The organism is Actinomadura sp. KC345 (assembly GCF_004348515.1).
Lineage (GTDB): Bacteria > Actinomycetota > Actinomycetes > Streptosporangiales > Streptosporangiaceae > Spirillospora.
The window spans coordinates 1-17,925 of record NZ_SMKH01000149.1; the positions used below are offsets into that span (position 1 = coordinate 1).

The window sequence follows — 17,925 nt, forward strand, 5'->3', positions numbered from 1 at the left end:
ATTGTCGCCCACTCGCGGACCCGGACGTCCCGGGCTACGCCGCGGGGGTGCCGAGACGGGCCAGCGCCGCGCCCGCCCTCTCGGTCCACAGGGCGGCGCCCAGGCGGTCCGCGACCTCCGCGGCCCGGCGGTAGTGGCCGGCGGCGGTCTCGGCGGGGCGGCCGAGGAACCGCGCCAGGTCGCCGAGCACCTGCGCGACGGGGCCGAGGGTGGCGATGGCGGTCGCGCCGCCGGCGAAGTGCCCCGCGTAGGGGAGCAGCGCCGCGTAGGCCTCCTCGGCCAGGTCGCGTTCACCGAGGGCCATCGCGCGCATCGCCCGCAGCGGCATGGTCAGGTCGAAGAAGTAGTCGAGGCGGACGGGCCCGGCCCCGGCGACGGCCTCCCTGGCCTCCGCCGGGCGGCCCGCGGACGCCAGCGCGAGGGCGCGCATGTCGGCGGTGGCCGCGACATGGCTCCACTGGTGGTGCAGCCAGGACGAGCCCTCCAGCAGCTCCGCGGTCCGGCCCTGGACGATCCGCAGGCAGAAGAGGCCGAGGAACCCCACGACGCGCTCGCTCGACCAGATGCTCGTCCGGCCGATGGCCTCGCCGAGCCGCTCGTACGTGCGCTCCGCCTCCTCGAACGTGGCGCTGAAGGCGTGCGACAGCCCGGCGTACCAGCCGCCGATCGCGGCGAGCAGCGGCAGCCCGTACTGGTCGGCGAGCCGCCGCCCCTCCTCCAGGTGCCGCCGCGCGGTCGCGGAGTCCAGCTCGGCGAGGGCGACCTGCTGCAGTTGCAGGTGCGCGAGGACGAGGTAGGTGCCGAGGTCGTGCCGGGTCGCGAGATCGAGCAGCTCGGCGGCGGCGCGGCGCCGCCGGCCGAGCCCGTCCGCGGTGCGGTAGGCGTTGATGTAGACACCGTTCAGCGCGACGGCGACCAGTTCGGGGACGTCCAGGTCGCGGGCCGTGCGGAGCGCCTCCTCGGACGCGGTGGCCCCGCGGTCGTGCTGCTCGCCCTCCATCTCGATCGCCAGGGTGGTCAGCAGCCGGACGCGCAGCTCGCGTTCCCCGCCCGGGAGCCGCGCGAGGGACTCCTCGGTGGCGTCGACCACGGCGCGGTCGAGGGTCCCGTACTCGCGGCTCGTCCACAGCGTGGGGACGTCGAAGCTCACGAGGATCCGGGCGAGCAGCCGGACGTCGCCGAACGCGCGGGCGTCGCCGATGACGGCCAGCCGCCGGTCCCGGGCGTCGACGACGTGGCCGGCGAGCGCGCTCGCGCGGATCGCGGCGGCCTCCGCCTCCAGCAGGTCGCGGGTCACCCCGGGGCCGTGCGCGCGCAGCGTCTCGACGGCGCGGACCCACAGGTCCGCGGCCGTGCCGTGGGCGAAGCGGGCCTCGGCGGCCCGCGCGGCGCGCCGCGCGTACCGGACCGCGCGGTCCGGGTCCGTGCCCGCTTCGAGGTAGTGGTGCGCGATCGCGGCGACCTCGCCCGGGGCGTGCCGTTCCAGCGCGGCGGCGACGCGGCCGTGCAGCCTCGTGCGGCGGGCCCGGGAGATCCCCTCGTAGAGGGTGTCGCGGACCAGGGCGTGCGCGAACCGCATCCGGCCGGGCGCGGGCTCGGTGACCAGGCCGCTGCCCAGGCCGGCCTCGACGGCGTCGATCACGGTCTCCTCGTCGCCGGCGAGGTCGGCCAGGACGTCCAGTCCGGCGTCCCGGCCGAGGACGGCCGCGTCGCGCAGCACGGCCTGGACCGGCTCCGGGAGCCGGTCGATGCGGCGGCGCAGGACGTCCCCGACCCCGGCGGGGACCCGGCGGGTGGCGGCGGGCAGGCCCTCGGCGTCCAGGAGCCGGGCCGTCTCGCGGGTGAAGAAGGGGTTGCCGCCCGTCCGCTCGGCGATGGCCGACAGCTCCGCGTCGCCGAGGCCGGCGGCGCAGACGCCGCGGACGAGCGCGGCGACCTCGGCCGCCGACAGCCCGCCGAGTTCGAGCCGCACCGGCTCGTGGCGGGCGAGCGCGGCCAGCGCGGCGGCGAGCCCGGCCTCCGTCTCGGTCTGCCGGAACGTGGCCACCACCAGGACGGGACGGTCGCGGAGGCGCCCCGCGAGCCTGATCAGCAGCGCGAGGGTCTCGTCGTCGGCCCAGTGCAGGTCGTCCAGGACGAGCAGGAGCGGCGCCGCGTCCGCGACCTCGGTGAGGTAGTCGCCGACGGCGAGGTGCAGCCGGAACCGTCCGGTGCCGACGTCGGCGTCCCCGCCGGAGGTGAAGGCGTCGTCCAGCAGCGGCCCGAGGCGCGCGGCGAGCCCGGCGCCCGGCGGCACGGCACCGGCCAGCTCGCGCAGCAGCTCCGCCCACGGCCAGGCCGCCGGCGCTCCCCCGGTCTCCGGAGCCCGGCCCCACGCGCACGTCCAGCCCCGCCCGGCCAGGGTCCGCGCGAACCGTTCGGCGAGCGCGGTCTTGCCCATCCCCGCGTCGCCGCCGACGAGGACGACGCCGCCGCGCCCGGCGGCGGCGTCCCGGGCGGCCTCGTCCAGCCGGGCGAGCTCCCGGCCGCGCCCGACGAAGCCGGGGTGCTGCTCCCCGGGTTCGGGCGCCGCGCGCAGGACGGCACGTCCACCGGGCCGCGCCGGCTGCTCCCCCAGGTCCGGCGACTGGGCCAGGATGTCGCTCTGGAGGCGGCGCAGCGCGGGGCCGGGTTCGACGCCGAGCTCCTCGGTCAGCGTCCCGCGGGCGCGGCGGATGGCGGCCAGCGCGTCGCCCTGGCGGCCGGCGCGGTACAGGGCGAGGGCGAGCAGCCGCCACGCCTCCTCGCGGAGCGGGTTCGCGGCGGCGTGGGTCTCCAGGTCGGGGACGGCCTCGGCCGCGGAGGAGAGCCGCAGCATGGCCTCGGCGCGGCGCTCGACGGCGAGGCGGCGGCGCTCGTCCAGGCGGGCGGCCTCGGCGGCGGCCCACGGCAGGTCGGAGAACTCGGCGTAGGCGGGCCCGCGCCACTCGGCGAGCGCCTCCTCCGCGCTGCGGCGGGCCCGCGCCGGGTCGCTCTCCAGGAGTCCCGCGGCCTCGTCGATCAGCGCCTCGAAGCGCCACGCGTCGACGCTCCCGTCCGGCAGCCGCAGCGCGTAGCCCGGCGGCTCGGTGACCAGGACGCGCGCGGGCGTGCGCGGCGGGCGGCCCGGTTCGAGGGCGCGGCGCAGGTGGGACACGAACGACTGGAGGCCCGCGGCGGCCCGGGGCGGGGCCGTCCCGGCCCAGAGGTCCTCGACGAGCCGGTCGGCGGTGACCATCCGGCCCCGGGCGGCGGCGAGCCGCGCGAGGACGGAGCGCTGCCGGGGACCGCCGAGGTCGGCGGGCTCCCCGGCGACCTCGGCGCCGAAGGCCCCGAGCACGCGAACGACAGGCGACATGTCCCGCTCAGCCTAACCGGGACATGCCCGCCCATCGTGATCACTCCCCCGCCGTCACGCGCGGCTGGGTTCGGGCTCCCGCGCGGCCTTCCCGGCGGGCTCGGAGCCGCCGTGCACGTCGATGTGCGGCAGGACGCGCGCCAGGGGCCCCGGCAGCCACCAGTTCGCCCGCCCGAGCAGCGACATCGTGGAGGGCACCAGCACCAGCCGGACGACCGTCGCGTCCAGCGCCACCGCGACCGCGAGCCCCACGCCCATCTGCTTGATGACCAGGCCGGGGTCGGCGGCGAAGCCGAGGAACACCGCCACCATGATCAGCGCGGCGCTGGAGATCACCCGCCCGGTCGCGGCCAGGCCGGTGGACACCGAGCCGCGCGCGTCGCCGCTTCTCAGCCACTCCTCCCTGACCCTGGAGAGCATGAAGACCTCGTAATCCATCGACACTCCGAACAGCACCGCGAACAGCAGCAGCAGGATGAAGCTCGACACCGGCACGCTGTGCGGCAGCCCGAGCAGCTCGGCGCCCCAGCCCCACTGGAACACGGCCGTGAGCACCCCGTACGCGGCGCCGATCGACAGCAGGTTCATCACCGCGGCCTTCAGCGGCGCCAGCAGCGACCGGAACACGACCATCAGCATGACGAACGAGGTGGCGACGACCACGCCGATCACGGGCCAGAGCCGGTCGGACAGCCTCCGGGACAGGTCCACGTAGGCGGCCGTCAGCCCGGTGACCTCCGCGCCCTCCGGAAGCGCGTCCGCCCGGATCCGGTCGACGAGCCCGGTCACCCGCTCGTCCTGCGGCCCGTACTCCGGCGTGACCATGATCACCGCGGCGTCCCGGCCCGGCGACAGCCGGTGCGGGGAGACCTCCGTGACGCCGGCGGTGCCGGCGAGCCGCTCGCGCATCGCGGGCAGGGCGCTCTGGTCCACCTTCTCCAGGTCGACCGCGACGACGAGCGGCCCGTTGGCGCCGTCGCCGTAGCCCTCGGCGACCAGGTCGTAGGCCTGGCGGGCGGTGTTGGACGTCGGCTCGCTGCTGGCGTCGCTCGGCCACGTGCGCATCCCGAGCGCGGGCGCGGCCAGCGCGATCATCAGGACGGACGCCGCCAGCAGCCACGGCCACGGGTGCCGCCCGACATGCTGCGCCCACCGCCTAACCCGCGGCGACTCCACCACGATCGTCGAGGCGTCGGCCCGGTCGCGGCGCCGCAGGACCCTCGTGCCGGCCAGCCCCATCACCGCGGGGAGCAGCGTGACCGCGCTCAGCATCGTCGCCGCGACGACGAGCCCGGTCGTGAAACCCATGGTCATGAAGACCGGGATCCGGGACAGCACCAGCCCGCACAGCGCCAGCAGCACCGTGAATCCCGCGAAGATCACCGACAGGCCCGCGGTCGCGTTGGCGCGCCCCGCCGACTCGGGGACGCCGAGGCCCGCGGCCATGCCCTCTCGATGCCGGGTCAGGATGAACAGGGCGTAGTCGATGCCGACGCCCAGCCCGACCATGACGGCCAGCGTCGGCGCCGTGGTGGCCACGTCGGTGAACGCGGCCAGCAGCGTGATCCCCGACACCCCGGCGCCGAGCCCGGCGAGCGCCACCACCAGCGGCAGCCCCGCCGCGACGACCGACCCGAACGCCAGCAGCAGGATCACCAGCGCCGCGCCGACCCCGATCGCCTCCGCGGTGCCTCCGGGGGCCGTGACGTTCTCCGGCACCTGGCCGCCGAACTCCACCTGGTGGCCGGCCTCGTCGAGGTCGCGCGTCGCCGACCTCAGCAGATCGAGGGTCTCCCCCGGCTCCAGGTCCGTGACCGGCACCGAGTACCGGACGGTCATCAGCGCGGTCGCCCCGTCCGGGCTCGGCCGCGGCGGGTCGACGGCGCTGACGTGCGGCAGCTCGCCCAGTTCCGCGGCCGCCGCCGCCAGCGCCGCCCGGTCGACCGTCCCGGACTCGGCGTGGACCACCACCCGGGCGTCCGCCCCCGACAGCGCCGGGAAGCGCTCCTCCAGCAGGTCCGTGGCCTGCTGCGACCCCGTCCCCTCCAGCGTGTAGTTGTCGTGCAGGGCGCCGCCACCGGCGCCCGCGAGGCCGGCCATCGCCGCGACCAGCACCAGCCAGACGGCGATGAACCGCCAGGGCCGCAGGGCGGCGGCCTTCCCCAGGCGGTAAAGCAGACGGGACATCTTTCCTCTCCCCCAGAACGGCTCGGTTCGTCTTTCGACGATCGCGCGCGTCCCTTGCCGCCCACTTGGCAGTGACTTGCGAGAGATCCGCGCGGTCACCGCCGCCACTTGCGATGCCCGTCCACCGGGCCCCGTACGCTGGGGGGCGTGAGCGAGCTGAACCCCGAGGACGCGAAGATCATCACCCTGGCCCGGTCGGCGCGGGCCCGCGCGGGCGCCGCCGAGGGCGCCGCCGTGCGCGACGAGACGGGCCGCACCTACTCCGCCACGAGCGTGGACCTGCCGTCCCTGAAGCTCTCGGCCCTCAAGGCCGCCGTCGCGATGGCCGTCTCCAGCGGCGCCGAGGACCTGGAGGCCGCCGCCGTGGTCACCGCCGCCGAGGCGCCTGACGCGTCCGACGTCACCGCCGTCCGGGACCTGGGCGCCAAGGCCCCCGTCCTGGTGGCGGCCCCCGACGGAAGCGTCAAGGCGACCCTGTGACCGGCGGGCCCGCGGCCCGGTACCGCTAGCGGGCCTGGCCGGAGCCCTCGGTGTCCGGCGCGTCCGCCGCGGTCGCGCCCAGGCGCCTGACGAGCACGGTGCCCACGCGGTTGCGGCGGCCCTCGACGGCCTCGGCCTTGAGGGACAGGACGGGGTCCCCGCCGCCGGAGCCGATCTCGGCGGTGGAGCCCTCGATGGGGACGCGGCCGAGCGCGTGGGCGAGCAGGCCCCCGACGGTCTCGACCTCCTCCACGTCGACCTCCACGTCGAACAGCTCGGCGAGGTCCTCGACCGGGAGGCGGGCGGTGACCCTGGCGGCGCCGTCCGGGAGCCAGGTCACCGGCGGCGTCTCCCGGTCGTACTCGTCGGTGATCTCCCCGACGATCTCCTCCAGGATGTCCTCGATCGTGACCAGGCCGGCGGTGCCGCCGTACTCGTCGATGACGACCGCGAGGTGGGTCCGGCGGGCCTGCATCTCGCGCAGCAGCTCGTCGATCGGCTTGCTGTCGGGGACGTAGGTGGCGGGCCGCATCACCGAGTCGACGGTCTCGACGGACTCGCCCTCGCGGTGCTCCTGGCTGCGGCGGACGACGTCCTTGAGGTAGGCGATGCCGACGACGTCGTCCTCGTTCTCGCCGACGACGGGGATCCGGGAGAAGCCGCTGCGCAGCGCGAGCGACATCGCCTGCCGGAGCGTCTTGCCGCGCTCGACGAACACGATGTCGGTGCGCGGCACCATCACCTCGCGGACGAGCGTGTCGCCCAGCTCGAACACCGAGTGGATCATCTCCCGCTCGACCGGCTCGATCAGGCTGCGCTGCTCGGCCAGGTCGACCAGGTCGCGCAGCTCGGCCTCGGACGCGAACGGGCCCTCCCGGAAGCCCTTGCCGGGGGTGAGCGCGTTGCCGAGCGCGATCAGCAGCCGGGGCAGCGGCCCGAACACCCGCGTCACCGGATGGATCACCGCGGCGCCGGCCAGCGCGATCCGGTCGGCGTGCTGGATGCCGAGCGTGCGCGGCGCGACCCCGACCACCACGTAGCTGATCACGATCATGATCGCGGCGGCGGTGACGTAGGCGCGCCACGTCTCGTCCAGCCAGGAGATGCACAGGTCCGCGACGATCACGGTGGCGACCAGCTCGCAGGCGATGCGCAGCAGCAGCACCATGTTGACGTAGCGGGCCGGGTCGGCGACCACCTCGGCCAGTCGTCCCGCGCCGCGCCGCCCGTCACGGACGATCTCCTCGACGGTGACCCGCGACACCCGGGCGAGCGCCGCCTCCGTACCGGCCAGCAGGCCCGCCATGAAGACCAGGCCCACCGCGAGGGCGGACAGCCACGCCTGAGCGGTGTTCATCAGCCGCCGCGTTTCTTCCGCCAGGAGGTCAGGAGCCCGGCCTGTAGGCCGAACATCTCCCGGTGCTCCTCCGGCTCCGCGTGGTCGTAGCCGAGCAGGTGCAGGATGCCGTGCGCGCACAGCAGCTCCAGCTCGTCCCCGGTGCCGTGCCCGGCCTCGCGCGCCTGCCGCTCGGCCACCGCCGGGCACAGGACGACGTCGCCGAGCAGCCCGGGGTCGCTCTCGCCGTCCTCGTCGGCGCCGCCGGACATGTGGCCGGGCCGCAGCTCGTCCATGGGGAACGACAGCACGTCGGTGGGGCCGGGCTCGTCCATCCACTTCTCGTGCAGCTCGGCCATCGCGGCCTCGTCGACCAGCAGCACCGACAGCTCCGCCAGCGGATGGACGCGCATGCCGTCCAGGACGTGCCGGGACAGCTCCGCGATGGCGTTCTCGTCGACCGCGACGCCCGACTCGTTGAGGACCTCGATGCTCACTACCGCCCCCGCTTGCGGGACCCGCCGCGCCCGGCGGCGCCCTGCTTGAGCGCCGGAACCTGCTCCTCGTCGTAGCGGTTGTAGGCGTCGACGATGTCGGTGACCAGCCGGTGCCGGACGACGTCGCGGCTGTCGAGGCGGCAGAAGTGGATGTCCTCGACGCCCTCCAGGATCTCCTGGACGACGCGCAGCCCGCTCTGCTGCCCGTTCGGGAGGTCGACCTGGGTGACGTCGCCGGTCACGACGACCTTCGAACCGAACCCGAGCCGGGTGAGGAACATCTTCATCTGCTCGGGCGAGGTGTTCTGCGCCTCGTCCAGGATGATGAACGAGTCGTTCAGGGTGCGGCCGCGCATGTAGGCGAGGGGCGCGACCTCGATGGTCCCGGCGGCCATCAGGCGGGGGATCGAGTCGGGGTCGACCATGTCGTGCAGCGCGTCGTACAGGGGACGCAGATACGGGTCGATCTTCTCGTAGAGCGTGCCGGGCAGGAACCCGAGCCGCTCCCCCGCCTCCACCGCCGGCCGCGTCAGGATGATCCGGTTGACCTTCTTGTCCTGCAGCGCGCGGACGGCCTTCGCCATCGCCAGGTACGTCTTGCCGGTGCCGGCGGGGCCGATCCCGAACACGATCGTGTGCTTGTCGATCGCGTCGACGTAGCGCCGCTGGTTCAGCGTCTTCGGGCGGATCGTGCGGCCCCGGCTGGACAGCACGTCCAGCGTCAGCACCTCGGCGGGACGCGCGTCGCTCTCGCCGCGCAGCATCGCCAGGCTGCGCTCGACCGCGTCGGGGGTGAGCTGGGTGCCGCCCTTCAGCAGTTCGAGCATCTCGGTGAACAGCCGCGAGACCAGGTCGGTCTCGCCCTCGGGGCCGGTCACGGTGATCTCGTTGCCGCGGACGTGGATGTCGATGCCGTCGCCGAACGCCTGCTCGATCGCGTGGAGCAGCTCGTCCCGGGAGCCCAGCAGGCTCACCATCGAACGGTCGTCCGGCACCACGATCTTGATGGGGGAGGGCGAGCCTGTCCGGTCGTCGCGCCCCGTGCGAGTTGATTCGACCATTAGCCGGGCCTTGCGGCCTCTCCGACCTGCCTTCTGTCTGCCTCGGGTGTCCAGATGTACCGGCTCCATCGTACTGGCCGCGCCCGGCGCGTCGCGGATGGTTTTCGCCGCGGCGCCGGGCGCCCGGGAGGGCACCGCCGGAGACCGGGCAGGCGGGGGCGAGCAGGCGGGACGGTCAGCCCGGCGGCCAGTTGAGGCCACGCCCGCCGAGCACGTGGGCGTGCACGTGGAACACGGTCTGCCCGGCCTGCGCGCCGGTGTTGAACACGACGCGGTAGCCGGTGCCGGCGATGCCCTCGTCCACCGCGACCTGGTGGGCCTCGCGCACCACCTCGGCGAGCAGCTCGGCGTCGGCCGCGGCGAGCTCGCCGACGGTCGGGTGGTGCGCCCTCGGGATGACCAGCACGTGCGTGGGCGCCTGCGGGTTGATGTCGCGGAACGCCACCGCGCCCGGCGACTCCCGGACGATCTTGGCGGGCACGTCCCCCGAAACGATCTTGCAGAACAGGCAGTCGGTCATCCCTCTCCCCTCGCCGGCGGCCCGTGACCGCCCCGGAATCCTATCGAGACCCGCGCGGGCATGGCTCGCGGCGGCCCGCACTGGATAGGGTTTCCGGCGATCGACCTTTCGCGGCGGGCGGCATCGCGCCCCGCCACTGGTTATGGTTGTCAGCTCAGGGCGTACCCCCCGGTCCGCGACGCATTGCGGCGCGCCTGGATCGGGCGGGCGCGCCCCATCCACGCCGTTCCGGAGGGCGACCGTACGAATGGGCGGCCGGGGGACGGCATAGGCGGCGGATAGGTGACCGAGGCAAACCGAGACATGCCCTTTCGTAAACCCACCGACGAGGGCGCGCGTCCAACTGACGTGACCGAGACCCTCGTGGCCAGGGGCACGGCGGGGGCGGTGGCCGTCGCCTGGGATGCCGACCAGGCGGTGACCGCGCTCTACAGCGCCAACTACCGCTCGCTGGTAAGACTCGCAGCCATGCTCGTGCGGGACGCGGGGACGGCCGAGGAGGTCGTCCAGGACGCGTTCGTCGCGATGCACGGCGGATGGCGCCGCCTGCGCGACCCCGACAAGGCCCTGTCGTACCTGCGCCAGTCGGTCGTCAACCGGTCGCGGTCGGTGCTCCGGCACCGCGCCGTCGTCGAGAAGTACGCCCCGAAGGGCCTGCCGGACGCGCCGAGCGCGGAGGCCGGGGCCATCGGGGAACTGGAACGCTCGGCGGTGATCGACGCGCTGTCCCGGTTGCCGGCCCGCCAGCGGGAGGCGCTCGTCCTCCGCTACTACGCGGATCTGTCCGAAGCGGAGATCGCCAGCGCGATGGGCATCTCCCGCGGCGCCGTGAAGAGTCATACGGCACGCGGCATGACCGCGCTACGCAACGTCCTGGAGCAGTTCTCATGACCACCGACCCGCACGACGAGCACGGCGAGATCCTCCGCCGTGCCTTGAACGCGGAGGCGGACTCGGTCAACCCCGCGGGCGACGGCCTGGAGCGCATCCGGGCCCGCATCGCCGACGGCTCCGGCCGCCGGTTCGGTCTCGGACGGTTCGGCCCCGCCGGGTTCGGGTTCGACCGGTTCACCGTCAACTGGGCGCGTCCCGTCCTCGCCGTGGCCGCGGCCGTGGCGGTCGCCGGGCTCGGCGTGACCGCGCCGCAGACCATCGACCTCATCCAGCAGTCGGTGGGCGCCAACGGCTCGCAGGGCGGCGGCCACGACCACGCCGTCGGCGGCCACACCGCCACCCAGGGCGATCCGGGGTCCCCCGGCCCGACGGCGCCGGGCGGCAGCGCGTCCGGCTCCCCGAGCACCGCGGAGACGCCGAACGCCGGTTCGCCGCCGGGAACGGCCTCCTGCGGCGTCCAGCCGCCGCCCGAATCGCCCACGATCGCGGCGTCGCCCGGGTCGAAGTCGGCCGCCCCGACGCCCGAGCCCTGCCCGAGCGGCACCGCGTCGCAGGCGCCGACCACCACGCCGACGCCGCCGACGTCCACGTCGCCGGACCCGGACAAGCCCACGCAGGTCCCCACGACGCCCGCGCCGAGCGAGTCCACCAAGAGCGCCGACCAGGGCAGCGCGGAGGCCGGCACCCCCTGACCGGCCCGCCACCGGCGGCCCGCTACCAGCGGCCGGTCGCCGCCAGCAGGACGGCGGCGGCCGCCACCCCCGCCGTCGAGGTCCGCAGGACGGTCGGGCCGAGCCTGGCCGGGCGGCCGCCCGCCGCGGCGAACCGCTCCAGCTCCTCGCCGGTGACGCCGCCCTCGGGCCCCACCACCACGACGATTTCGCCGTCCGCGGGGGGTCGCACGGTGCTGAGCGGCACGTCGGCCTCCTCGTGCAGGACGAGGGCCAGGGACGCCGCCGCGAGCCGTCCGGCGACGTCGTCGGTGGACGCGAGCCCGGCGACCTGAGGCAGCCGGCTCCGCCTGGCCTGCTTGCCCGCCTCCCGGGCGGTTCCGCGCCAGCGCCCCAGCGCCTTCTCGCGGCGTTCGGGCCGCCACTGCGTGACGCAGCGGGACGCCGACCACGGGACGATCTCGTCCACGCCGGCCTCGGTCATGGTCTCGACCGCCAGCTCGCCCCGGTCGCCCTTGGGCAGCGCCTGGACGACCACGATGCGCGGCGACGGCGGGGGCTCCCGGTGCCGTTCCAGCACGTCCAGCGTCAGGGACGCCCGGCCGGCCTCGGTGACGACGCATGCGGCCAGCAGGCCCTCGCCATCGGTCAGGTCGACGCGCTCACCGGGCCGCAGCCGCCGCACGGCCGCGGCGTGCCGCCCCTCCGGGCCGTCGAGCACTACGCTGCCGCGTTCCAGCGCGTCGGTCCCGGCGAGGAAAACCGGCGGGCTCATGGGCCTCCCTGGTCACCCTGCTCCGAGCTGCCGCGGCGGCCCTCGTCGTAGGCCGCCGCCACCGCTCTTCAGTGCTGGTTGAAGACGTCCTTGAGCCGCGAGAACACGCCGCGCTGCCCCGGCGCGAACCGGCCCGGCGGGCGCTCCTCGCCGCGCAGCGCCGCCAGGCGGCGCAGCAGCTCCTCCTGCTCCTCGTCGAGCCGCTCCGGCGTCTCCACGTTCACGTGGATCATCAGGTCGCCGCGTCCGCTCTCGTTCAGGTGCCGGACGCCCCGGTTGTAGAGCGTGATGACCTGGCCGGACTGCGTGCCGGGCTTGATGTCGACGCTCTCGGCCGCGTCGAGGGTCTCGATGGTGACGCTGGTACCGAGCGCCGCCGCCGTCATCGGGATCTCGACCGTGCAGTGCAGGTCGTCGCCCTCCCGCTCGAAGATCGGGTGCGGCTTCTCGACGATCTCCAGGAAGAGGTCGCCGGGCGGGCCTCCGCCGGGGCCGACCTCGCCCTCGCCGGCGAGCTGGATGTGGATGCCGTTCTCCACCCCGGCCGGGATCTTCACCTTGACGGTCCGCCGGGTGCGGACCCGGCCGTCGCCCGAGCACTCGGTGCACGGGTTGCGGATCACCGAGCCGAACCCGCCGCACGCCGGGCAGGGCCGGGCCGTCATGACCTGGCCGAGGAACGAGCGCTGGACCTGCTGCACCTCGCCGCGGCCGTGACACGTCTCGCAGGTGTCCGGGTGGGTGCCGGGCGCGCAGCCCGACCCCTCGCAGTTGGTGCAGGCGACCGCGGTGTCGATGGACAGCTCCCGGGTCGTGCCGAAGGCCGTCTCGCTCAGGTCGAGCTCCACCCGCAGCGTCGCGTTGCGTCCCCGCCGCGCCCGCGAGCGCGGCCCCCGGGACGCCGCGGAGCCGAAGAAGGCGTCCATGATGTCGCTGAACGGGAACCCGGCGCCGCCGAAGCCGCCGGCGCCTCCCGAGCCCGCGGCCGCGAACGGGTCCGCGCCCAGGTCGTACATCTCGCGCTTCTTCGGGTCGGAGAGCACCTCGTACGCCTGGGTGATCTCCTTGAACCTGTCCTGGGTCTCCGGATCCGGGTTGACGTCCGGGTGGAGCTCCCGCGCGAGCCGGCGATATGCCTTCTTGACCTCGTCGGCGCTGGCGTCCCGCCGGACCCCTAGGGTCGCGTAGTAGTCGTTTGCCACCTTACGACCCCGCCAGGATCTGTCCCACGTAGCGTGCCACTGCCCGTACCGCTCCCATCGTGCTGGGGTAATCCATGCGTGTAGGCCCGAGCACTCCCAGCCGGGCCAGAGTGAGGTCGCCCACGCCGTAGTCGGCGGCGACGACCGAAGTCGATCGGAGCCCCATTTCTGGGTTCTCGGTGCCGATCCGCACCGTAACTGTAGAGGAATCGCCGGTCTCGCCGAGCAGCCGCATCAGGACGACCTGCTCCTCGAGCGCCACGAGAACCTCCCTCAGACTGGCCGAGAAGTCCACCGCGGCGAGGTTGGCCGCGCCGGCGAACACGATCTTCTCTTCGTGCTTCTCGACGAGCGTCTCCAGCAGCACCGACAGCACCGACGCCGCCAGCGGCCGGTCGGCCGGTCCCACCTTGTCCGGCAGGTCGGCCACCGCCGTCGGCACCTCGCCGAGGCCGAGCCCGTCCAGGCACGTGTTGAGCAACGCCCGCAGGTGCCCGATCGATTCCTCCGAGACGCTGCCGCCGGTCTCGATGACCCGCTGCTCCACCCGCCCGGTGTCGGTGATCAGGACGAGCAGCAGCCGGCCCTCGGCGACCGGCACCAGCTCGACGTGCCGCACCGCCGAGCGGGTCAGCGACGGGTACTGCACGACGGCGACCTGCCGGGTGAGCTGCGCCAGCAGGCGCACCGTCCGGCCGACGACGTCGTCGAGGTCGTAGGCGCCCGACAGGAACGTCTCGATCGCGCGGCGCTCGGCGACCGACAGCGGCTTGATCGTGGACAGCCGGTCGACGAACAGCCGGTAGCCCTTGTCGGTGGGGACGCGGCCGGCGCTGGTGTGCGGCTGGGCGATGTACCCCTGCTCCTCCAGCACCGCCATGTCGTTGCGGATGGTGGCCGAGGACACGCCGAGGTTGTGCCGGTCCACCAGGGCCTTGGACCCCACCGGCTCGTTGGTGGAGACGTAGTCCTCGACTATGGCCCGCAGGACCGCGAGTTTCCGGTCGTCCAGCACCGTGTCACCTCCTTCATCCCCTGCCATGGGCCCCCGATCGCTCCTCGCGGCGGCCCTCGCGGCCGTCCGCACACGCGCTGCTGGCACTCATTACTCCCGAGTGCCAAGTGTACGGCCCGGAGGCCCCACTCTGGAGGGCCCGTGCATTCGGCGCACGGCTGCGCGATCCTACCCTTGCCGGACGCGGCCGCCACGCCGAGGGACGAGGGACGACGCCGCTCGGGCGCCCCGCCGGGTTAATGTGCGGACCCGTGCAGAGTAAGGACTACGGAAACGACGTGCTGTCCGGCGACTGGCGCAGGCCGCGCAAGGGGCGGATCCCCGAGGTCCCGGCCGAGCCGGGCCTGGTCGCCGAGGATCCCGACAGCGGCTTCTGCGGCGCCGTCGTCGGCTGCGACAAGTTCGGCGTCACCCTTGAGGACCGGTTCGGCAAGCGGCGCGTTTTCCCGCTGACCAAGTCAGGGTTCCTCATCGACGGCAAGCCCGTGACGCTCGTCCGGCCGTCCGCCGCGCCCAAGGGGCCGGCCCGCTCCGCGTCCGGCTCCATCGCCGTCCAGGGGCTGCGGGCCCAGGTGGCCAAGGAGAGCCGCATCTACGTGGAGGGCGTCCACGACGCCGAGCTGGTCGAGAAGATCTGGGGTCACGACCTCCGGGTCGAGGGCGTCGTCGTGGAGTACCTCGAAGGCGTGGACGACCTGCCCGCCATCGTGGAGGAGTTCGGCCCGGAAGCGGACCGCCGTCTCGGGGTCCTCGTCGACCATCTCGTGGACGGCTCCAAGGAGTCGCGGATCGCCGCCCAGGTGTCGTCGCCTCACGTCCTGGTCACCGGGCACCCGTTCATCGACATCTGGGAAGCGGTGAAGCCCGCGTCCGTCGGCGTCCGCGCCTGGCCGCGCGTCCCACGGGGCATCCCCTGGAAGGAGGGCGTCGTCGCCGAACTCGGCTGGGGCGACGACACGGGCGCGGCCTGGAAGCGGATCCTGGGCTCAGTGAACGCCTACACGGACCTGGAGCCGACCCTCCTGGGCCGAGTGGAAGAACTCATCGACTTCGTCACGGCCCCTCCGGGTCCGAACGACTAGGTCAGATCCCGGACGACTAGGTCAGATCCCGGACGACGGCGTCGGCCAGGAGCCGGCCCCGCAGGGTCAGGACCGCGCGGCCCTCCGCGTAGGGCGCGGGCTCGATCAGGCCGTCGTCGATCGCCCTGCGGACGGCCTTGTCGTCCAGGAGCCCGGCGGGGCAGCCCTGCGCGAGGCGCAGTTCGAGCATGACCCGCTCGATGTGCCGGTCCTCCTCGTCCAGGAGCTCCCTCGCGTACGCGGGCGTGGTGTCCTCCGCGAGGCGGGAGGCGTACGCGGCGGGATGCTTGACGTTCCACCAGCGGGTCCCGCCGACATGGCTGTGCGCCCCCGGCCCGACGCCCCACCAGTCGGCACCCGTCCAATAGAGCATGTTGTGCCGGCAGGCGGCACCGGGATCGGCGGCCCAGTTGGAGATCTCGTACCAGCGCAGGCCGCGGGCGGTCAGCATCTCGTCGGCGATCAGGTACCGGTCGGCCATGGCGTCGTCGTCGGGCGGCGTCAGCTCCCCCCGCTTCACCTGCGCCGCGAGGCGGGTGCCCTCCTCGACGATGAGCGCGTACGCCGACACGTGGTCGGGCTCCGCCGCCAGGGCCGCCTCCAGCGAGGCCCTCCAGTCGTCGTCGCTCTCCCCCGGCGTCCCGTAGATCAGGTCGAGGTTGATGTGCTCGAACCCGGCCTTGCGCGTCCACTCCACGACCTGCGGGACACGCCCTGGCGTATGCGTGCGCTCCAGGACGGCCAGAACGTGCTCGCGCGCGCTCTGCATGCCGTAGGAGATGCGCGTGAACCCGACCTCCCGCAACCGGGCCACATAGGCCTCGTCCACCGACTCGGGGTTGGCCTCCGTAGTGACCTCCGCGCCCGGTGCCAGCCCGAACTCGCCGTCGATCGCGGACAGGACGCGTCCCAGGTCGTCCGGCGGCAGCAGGGTCGGTGTACCACCGCCCACGAAGACCGTCTCGACGGGCAGGTCCACGTCGCCCAGCACCCGCCGGGCCAGCCGCACCTCATTGACGGCGGTGTCGGCGTACGAATCGCGGCTCGCGCCCGGCCCCAGCTCCGTCGCCGTGTACGTGTTGAAGTCGCAGTATCCGCACCGCGTCACACAGAACGGCACATGCACGTAGAAAGCGAACGGCCGGTCCCCCAGCCCCTCCAAGGCACCGCCGGGCAACGCGCCGTCAGCCGGCACGGACTCACCATCAGGAAGCGTAGAGGGCACCCTTCAAGTCTGCCCGGTTCAGCTCCCTGCTCTGTCCGGCGAGCCCTCTTCGAGCTTGTCGCGGAGCCAGTCCGGGATGTGGTCCTCAGTGCGGGGGAAGCGGTCCAGGTCCAGGGCGTAGGCGGACGAGTTGAGCGGCGGAGTGAAGTCGGGCTCGCCGTCGTAGTCGAACTCGGCGCTGAAGTGGCCCGAACGCTCGATCTGCAGCCGGGCCGTGAACCAGGCTCCCTTGCCGCGCCGGTACATGACGCGGCGAAGCTCGTCCATCCTGCCCACGGCCTGGCCCGGGGGCATGGCCTTGCGGCGCTCGCCGTCCGCGTCCTCGACCTCGAAGGAGGCGCTGTCGATGCCGACCGTCGCGCGGAACTCGAAGTCGAGCCGCTCCCAGCCCGAGGGGGCGGCGGACCGCAGCGCGCGGACGGCGCCGTTCACCGTCTCCCGTTCCTTCGGGGAACGCAGAACCTGCTCGGGGTGGGTCACACTACCTCCGGGAGGTCGTCGGGCATGATCGGCACGGTACCCGACCGACCGTACCGAGAAGTGCCCCCACGCTGTGCTTATTGCAGTTCCCTCGGCGGTCGGGCCCTGGAACCCCCGCGACCACCCCGGCCACCGCCGCAACCCCACGACAACCTCAACAATCGCGATCGCGTCCGAAGGCAGGTTTCGAGCCTGCGAGAAACCTGATCGCGCAGCGAGCCGCCAGGCGAGTCGGAGCGATGCAGCGATCGCACAGCAGTTCCCGCCGAAGGAGGGCCCCCAAGGCCCGACGCCAAGGGCACTGCAATAGATAGAGTCACATGAATGCGGGATGAGAGTGCGGCCGGGCGGGGACGTGCTCCTGCGCGGGTGGTCTTGTGCGGTGAGCCGGACGGGTGGCACTGCGTGGTGGTGGACGCCTCGGGGACGGAGCGGCGTACGGATTTCGCCGGGGCGGGGACGCGCTGGCAGACGGGCGCCGGATCCGGACCGGAGCCCGCGTGGTGGAGCCGGCGGCTGGCGGAGACGGCCGAGGGCCTGCGCGAGGTGGTCGCGGAACGGCTGACCGACGCGACGTTCCGCGATCTCGGTGTCGAGGCCGTCATCACCTGGTTCGCGGTGGACGAGCCCGTCATGTGGGAGGGCCTGGTCACGCTGCGGGAGGCCGATCCCGCGCGGTTCCCGGGCCAGGTGGCGCCGTTCGTGATCACGCTGGAGCCGGGCCGGGGGGCGCTGCTCCCGGACGCGAGCCTGCTGTTCTCGACGCGGGCGCACGACGCCTGGAGCACGCTCGCCGCCGTCGCGGAGCGGTGCGGGACGCGTCCGCCGACGTCGCAGTTCCTGTGCGGGTGGGCCGGCCACCGGAGCGTCCGGGTGGGGCGCGGGAGGCTCGCCCTGTCCACCGGCCGGGGCGAGGACGGCGTGGAACGGCTCGCCGAGATCTGCGCGACGCGGCCGCCCGGCTGGAGCGGGAACCCGGAGCTGCGGCCGCGGTTCGAGAGCGTCGATCTCCTCGACGAGCCCGCGGAGGACGTCGTGGGGCTGCTGCGGGAGCTCGGGTACGAGGTCGTCCGGCGGGGACGGACGGCGCGGCTCGCGGCGGCGGGGCTCACCCTCTACGAGCC

At 74.1% G+C, this 17,925-nt stretch carries 16 protein-coding genes; 5 read left to right on the forward strand and 11 right to left on the reverse strand.

The window, feature by feature from the left end:
- Positions 1-34 precede the first annotated feature (34 nt).
- A complete protein-coding gene (locus tag E1281_RS23235) occupies positions 35-3,376 on the reverse strand; it encodes a BTAD domain-containing putative transcriptional regulator (RefSeq protein ID WP_131881565.1) in 3,342 nt (1,113 codons plus the stop codon).
- 54 nt (positions 3,377-3,430) lie between these two features.
- Positions 3,431-5,563, reverse strand: a complete 2,133-nt coding sequence (locus E1281_RS23240; RefSeq protein ID WP_131881567.1) for an MMPL family transporter — start codon at positions 5,561-5,563, stop codon at positions 3,431-3,433.
- 147 nt (positions 5,564-5,710) lie between these two features.
- Between E1281_RS23240 and E1281_RS23245 the strand changes: the two genes are divergently transcribed.
- Positions 5,711-6,043: a cytidine deaminase gene (locus E1281_RS23245; RefSeq protein WP_131881569.1), complete on the forward strand. Its 333-nt coding sequence runs from the start codon at positions 5,711-5,713 to the stop codon at positions 6,041-6,043.
- Between the two features lie 25 nt (positions 6,044-6,068).
- Here the strand turns inward: E1281_RS23245 and E1281_RS23250 are convergent, their stop codons facing one another.
- The 4 genes from E1281_RS23250 to E1281_RS23265 all read right to left on the reverse strand — a co-directional run bounded on the left by E1281_RS23250 (position 6,069) and on the right by E1281_RS23265 (position 9,457).
- The gene (locus E1281_RS23250; RefSeq protein WP_131881571.1) at positions 6,069-7,400 is read right to left on the reverse strand and encodes a hemolysin family protein; all 1,332 of its coding nucleotides are present in this window, start codon (positions 7,398-7,400) and stop codon (positions 6,069-6,071) included.
- Complete coding sequence (ybeY, locus tag E1281_RS23255) at positions 7,400-7,876, reverse strand: rRNA maturation RNase YbeY (RefSeq protein ID WP_131881573.1); 477 nt, start codon at positions 7,874-7,876, stop codon at positions 7,400-7,402. Before ybeY ends, E1281_RS23250 begins: the two co-directional genes overlap by 1 nt.
- The gene (locus E1281_RS23260; RefSeq protein WP_131881575.1) at positions 7,876-8,937 is read right to left on the reverse strand and encodes a PhoH family protein; all 1,062 of its coding nucleotides are present in this window, start codon (positions 8,935-8,937) and stop codon (positions 7,876-7,878) included. Before E1281_RS23260 ends, ybeY begins: the two co-directional genes overlap by 1 nt.
- A 175-nt stretch (positions 8,938-9,112) precedes the next feature.
- The gene (locus E1281_RS23265) at positions 9,113-9,457 is read right to left on the reverse strand and encodes a histidine triad nucleotide-binding protein (RefSeq protein WP_131881577.1); all 345 of its coding nucleotides are present in this window, start codon (positions 9,455-9,457) and stop codon (positions 9,113-9,115) included.
- A gap of 348 nt (positions 9,458-9,805) precedes the next feature.
- Here E1281_RS23265 and E1281_RS23270 point away from each other — a divergent pair, with 348 nt between their 5' ends.
- Complete coding sequence (locus E1281_RS23270) at positions 9,806-10,348, forward strand: SigE family RNA polymerase sigma factor (RefSeq protein ID WP_229808129.1); 543 nt, start codon at positions 9,806-9,808, stop codon at positions 10,346-10,348.
- Entirely contained in the window at positions 10,345-11,043 is a 699-nt protein-coding gene (locus E1281_RS23275) for a hypothetical protein (RefSeq protein WP_131881582.1), read from the forward strand. Before E1281_RS23270 ends, E1281_RS23275 begins: the two co-directional genes overlap by 4 nt.
- A 22-nt stretch (positions 11,044-11,065) precedes the next feature.
- Here the strand turns inward: E1281_RS23275 and E1281_RS23280 are convergent, their stop codons facing one another.
- The 3 genes from E1281_RS23280 to hrcA all read right to left on the reverse strand — a co-directional run bounded on the left by E1281_RS23280 (position 11,066) and on the right by hrcA (position 14,014).
- Complete coding sequence (locus E1281_RS23280) at positions 11,066-11,797, reverse strand: 16S rRNA (uracil(1498)-N(3))-methyltransferase (RefSeq protein WP_131881584.1); 732 nt, start codon at positions 11,795-11,797, stop codon at positions 11,066-11,068.
- Between the two features lie 68 nt (positions 11,798-11,865).
- Positions 11,866-12,999: a molecular chaperone DnaJ gene (gene dnaJ, locus E1281_RS23285; RefSeq protein WP_131881586.1), complete on the reverse strand. Its 1,134-nt coding sequence runs from the start codon at positions 12,997-12,999 to the stop codon at positions 11,866-11,868.
- A gap of 1 nt (position 13,000) precedes the next feature.
- A complete protein-coding gene (hrcA, locus tag E1281_RS23290) occupies positions 13,001-14,014 on the reverse strand; it encodes a heat-inducible transcriptional repressor HrcA (protein WP_131881596.1) in 1,014 nt (337 codons plus the stop codon).
- A gap of 251 nt (positions 14,015-14,265) precedes the next feature.
- Here hrcA and E1281_RS23295 point away from each other — a divergent pair, with 251 nt between their 5' ends.
- Positions 14,266-15,096 carry a DUF3097 domain-containing protein gene (locus tag E1281_RS23295; RefSeq protein WP_243717280.1) on the forward strand — a complete coding sequence of 277 codons (831 nt, stop codon included), beginning with the start codon at positions 14,266-14,268 and terminating at the stop codon, positions 15,094-15,096.
- Positions 15,097-15,112: 16 nt separating this feature from the next.
- Here the strand turns inward: E1281_RS23295 and hemW are convergent, their stop codons facing one another.
- Positions 15,113-16,321, reverse strand: a complete 1,209-nt coding sequence (gene hemW / locus E1281_RS23300) for a radical SAM family heme chaperone HemW (protein WP_131881590.1) — start codon at positions 16,319-16,321, stop codon at positions 15,113-15,115.
- 18 nt (positions 16,322-16,339) lie between these two features.
- Positions 16,340-16,801: a hypothetical protein gene (locus E1281_RS23305; RefSeq protein WP_131881592.1), complete on the reverse strand. Its 462-nt coding sequence runs from the start codon at positions 16,799-16,801 to the stop codon at positions 16,340-16,342.
- 324 nt (positions 16,802-17,125) lie between these two features.
- Here E1281_RS23305 and E1281_RS23310 point away from each other — a divergent pair.
- Positions 17,126-17,925: hypothetical protein (locus E1281_RS23310; protein ID WP_131881594.1), on the forward strand; the 800-nt coding region annotated here is incomplete at its 3' end.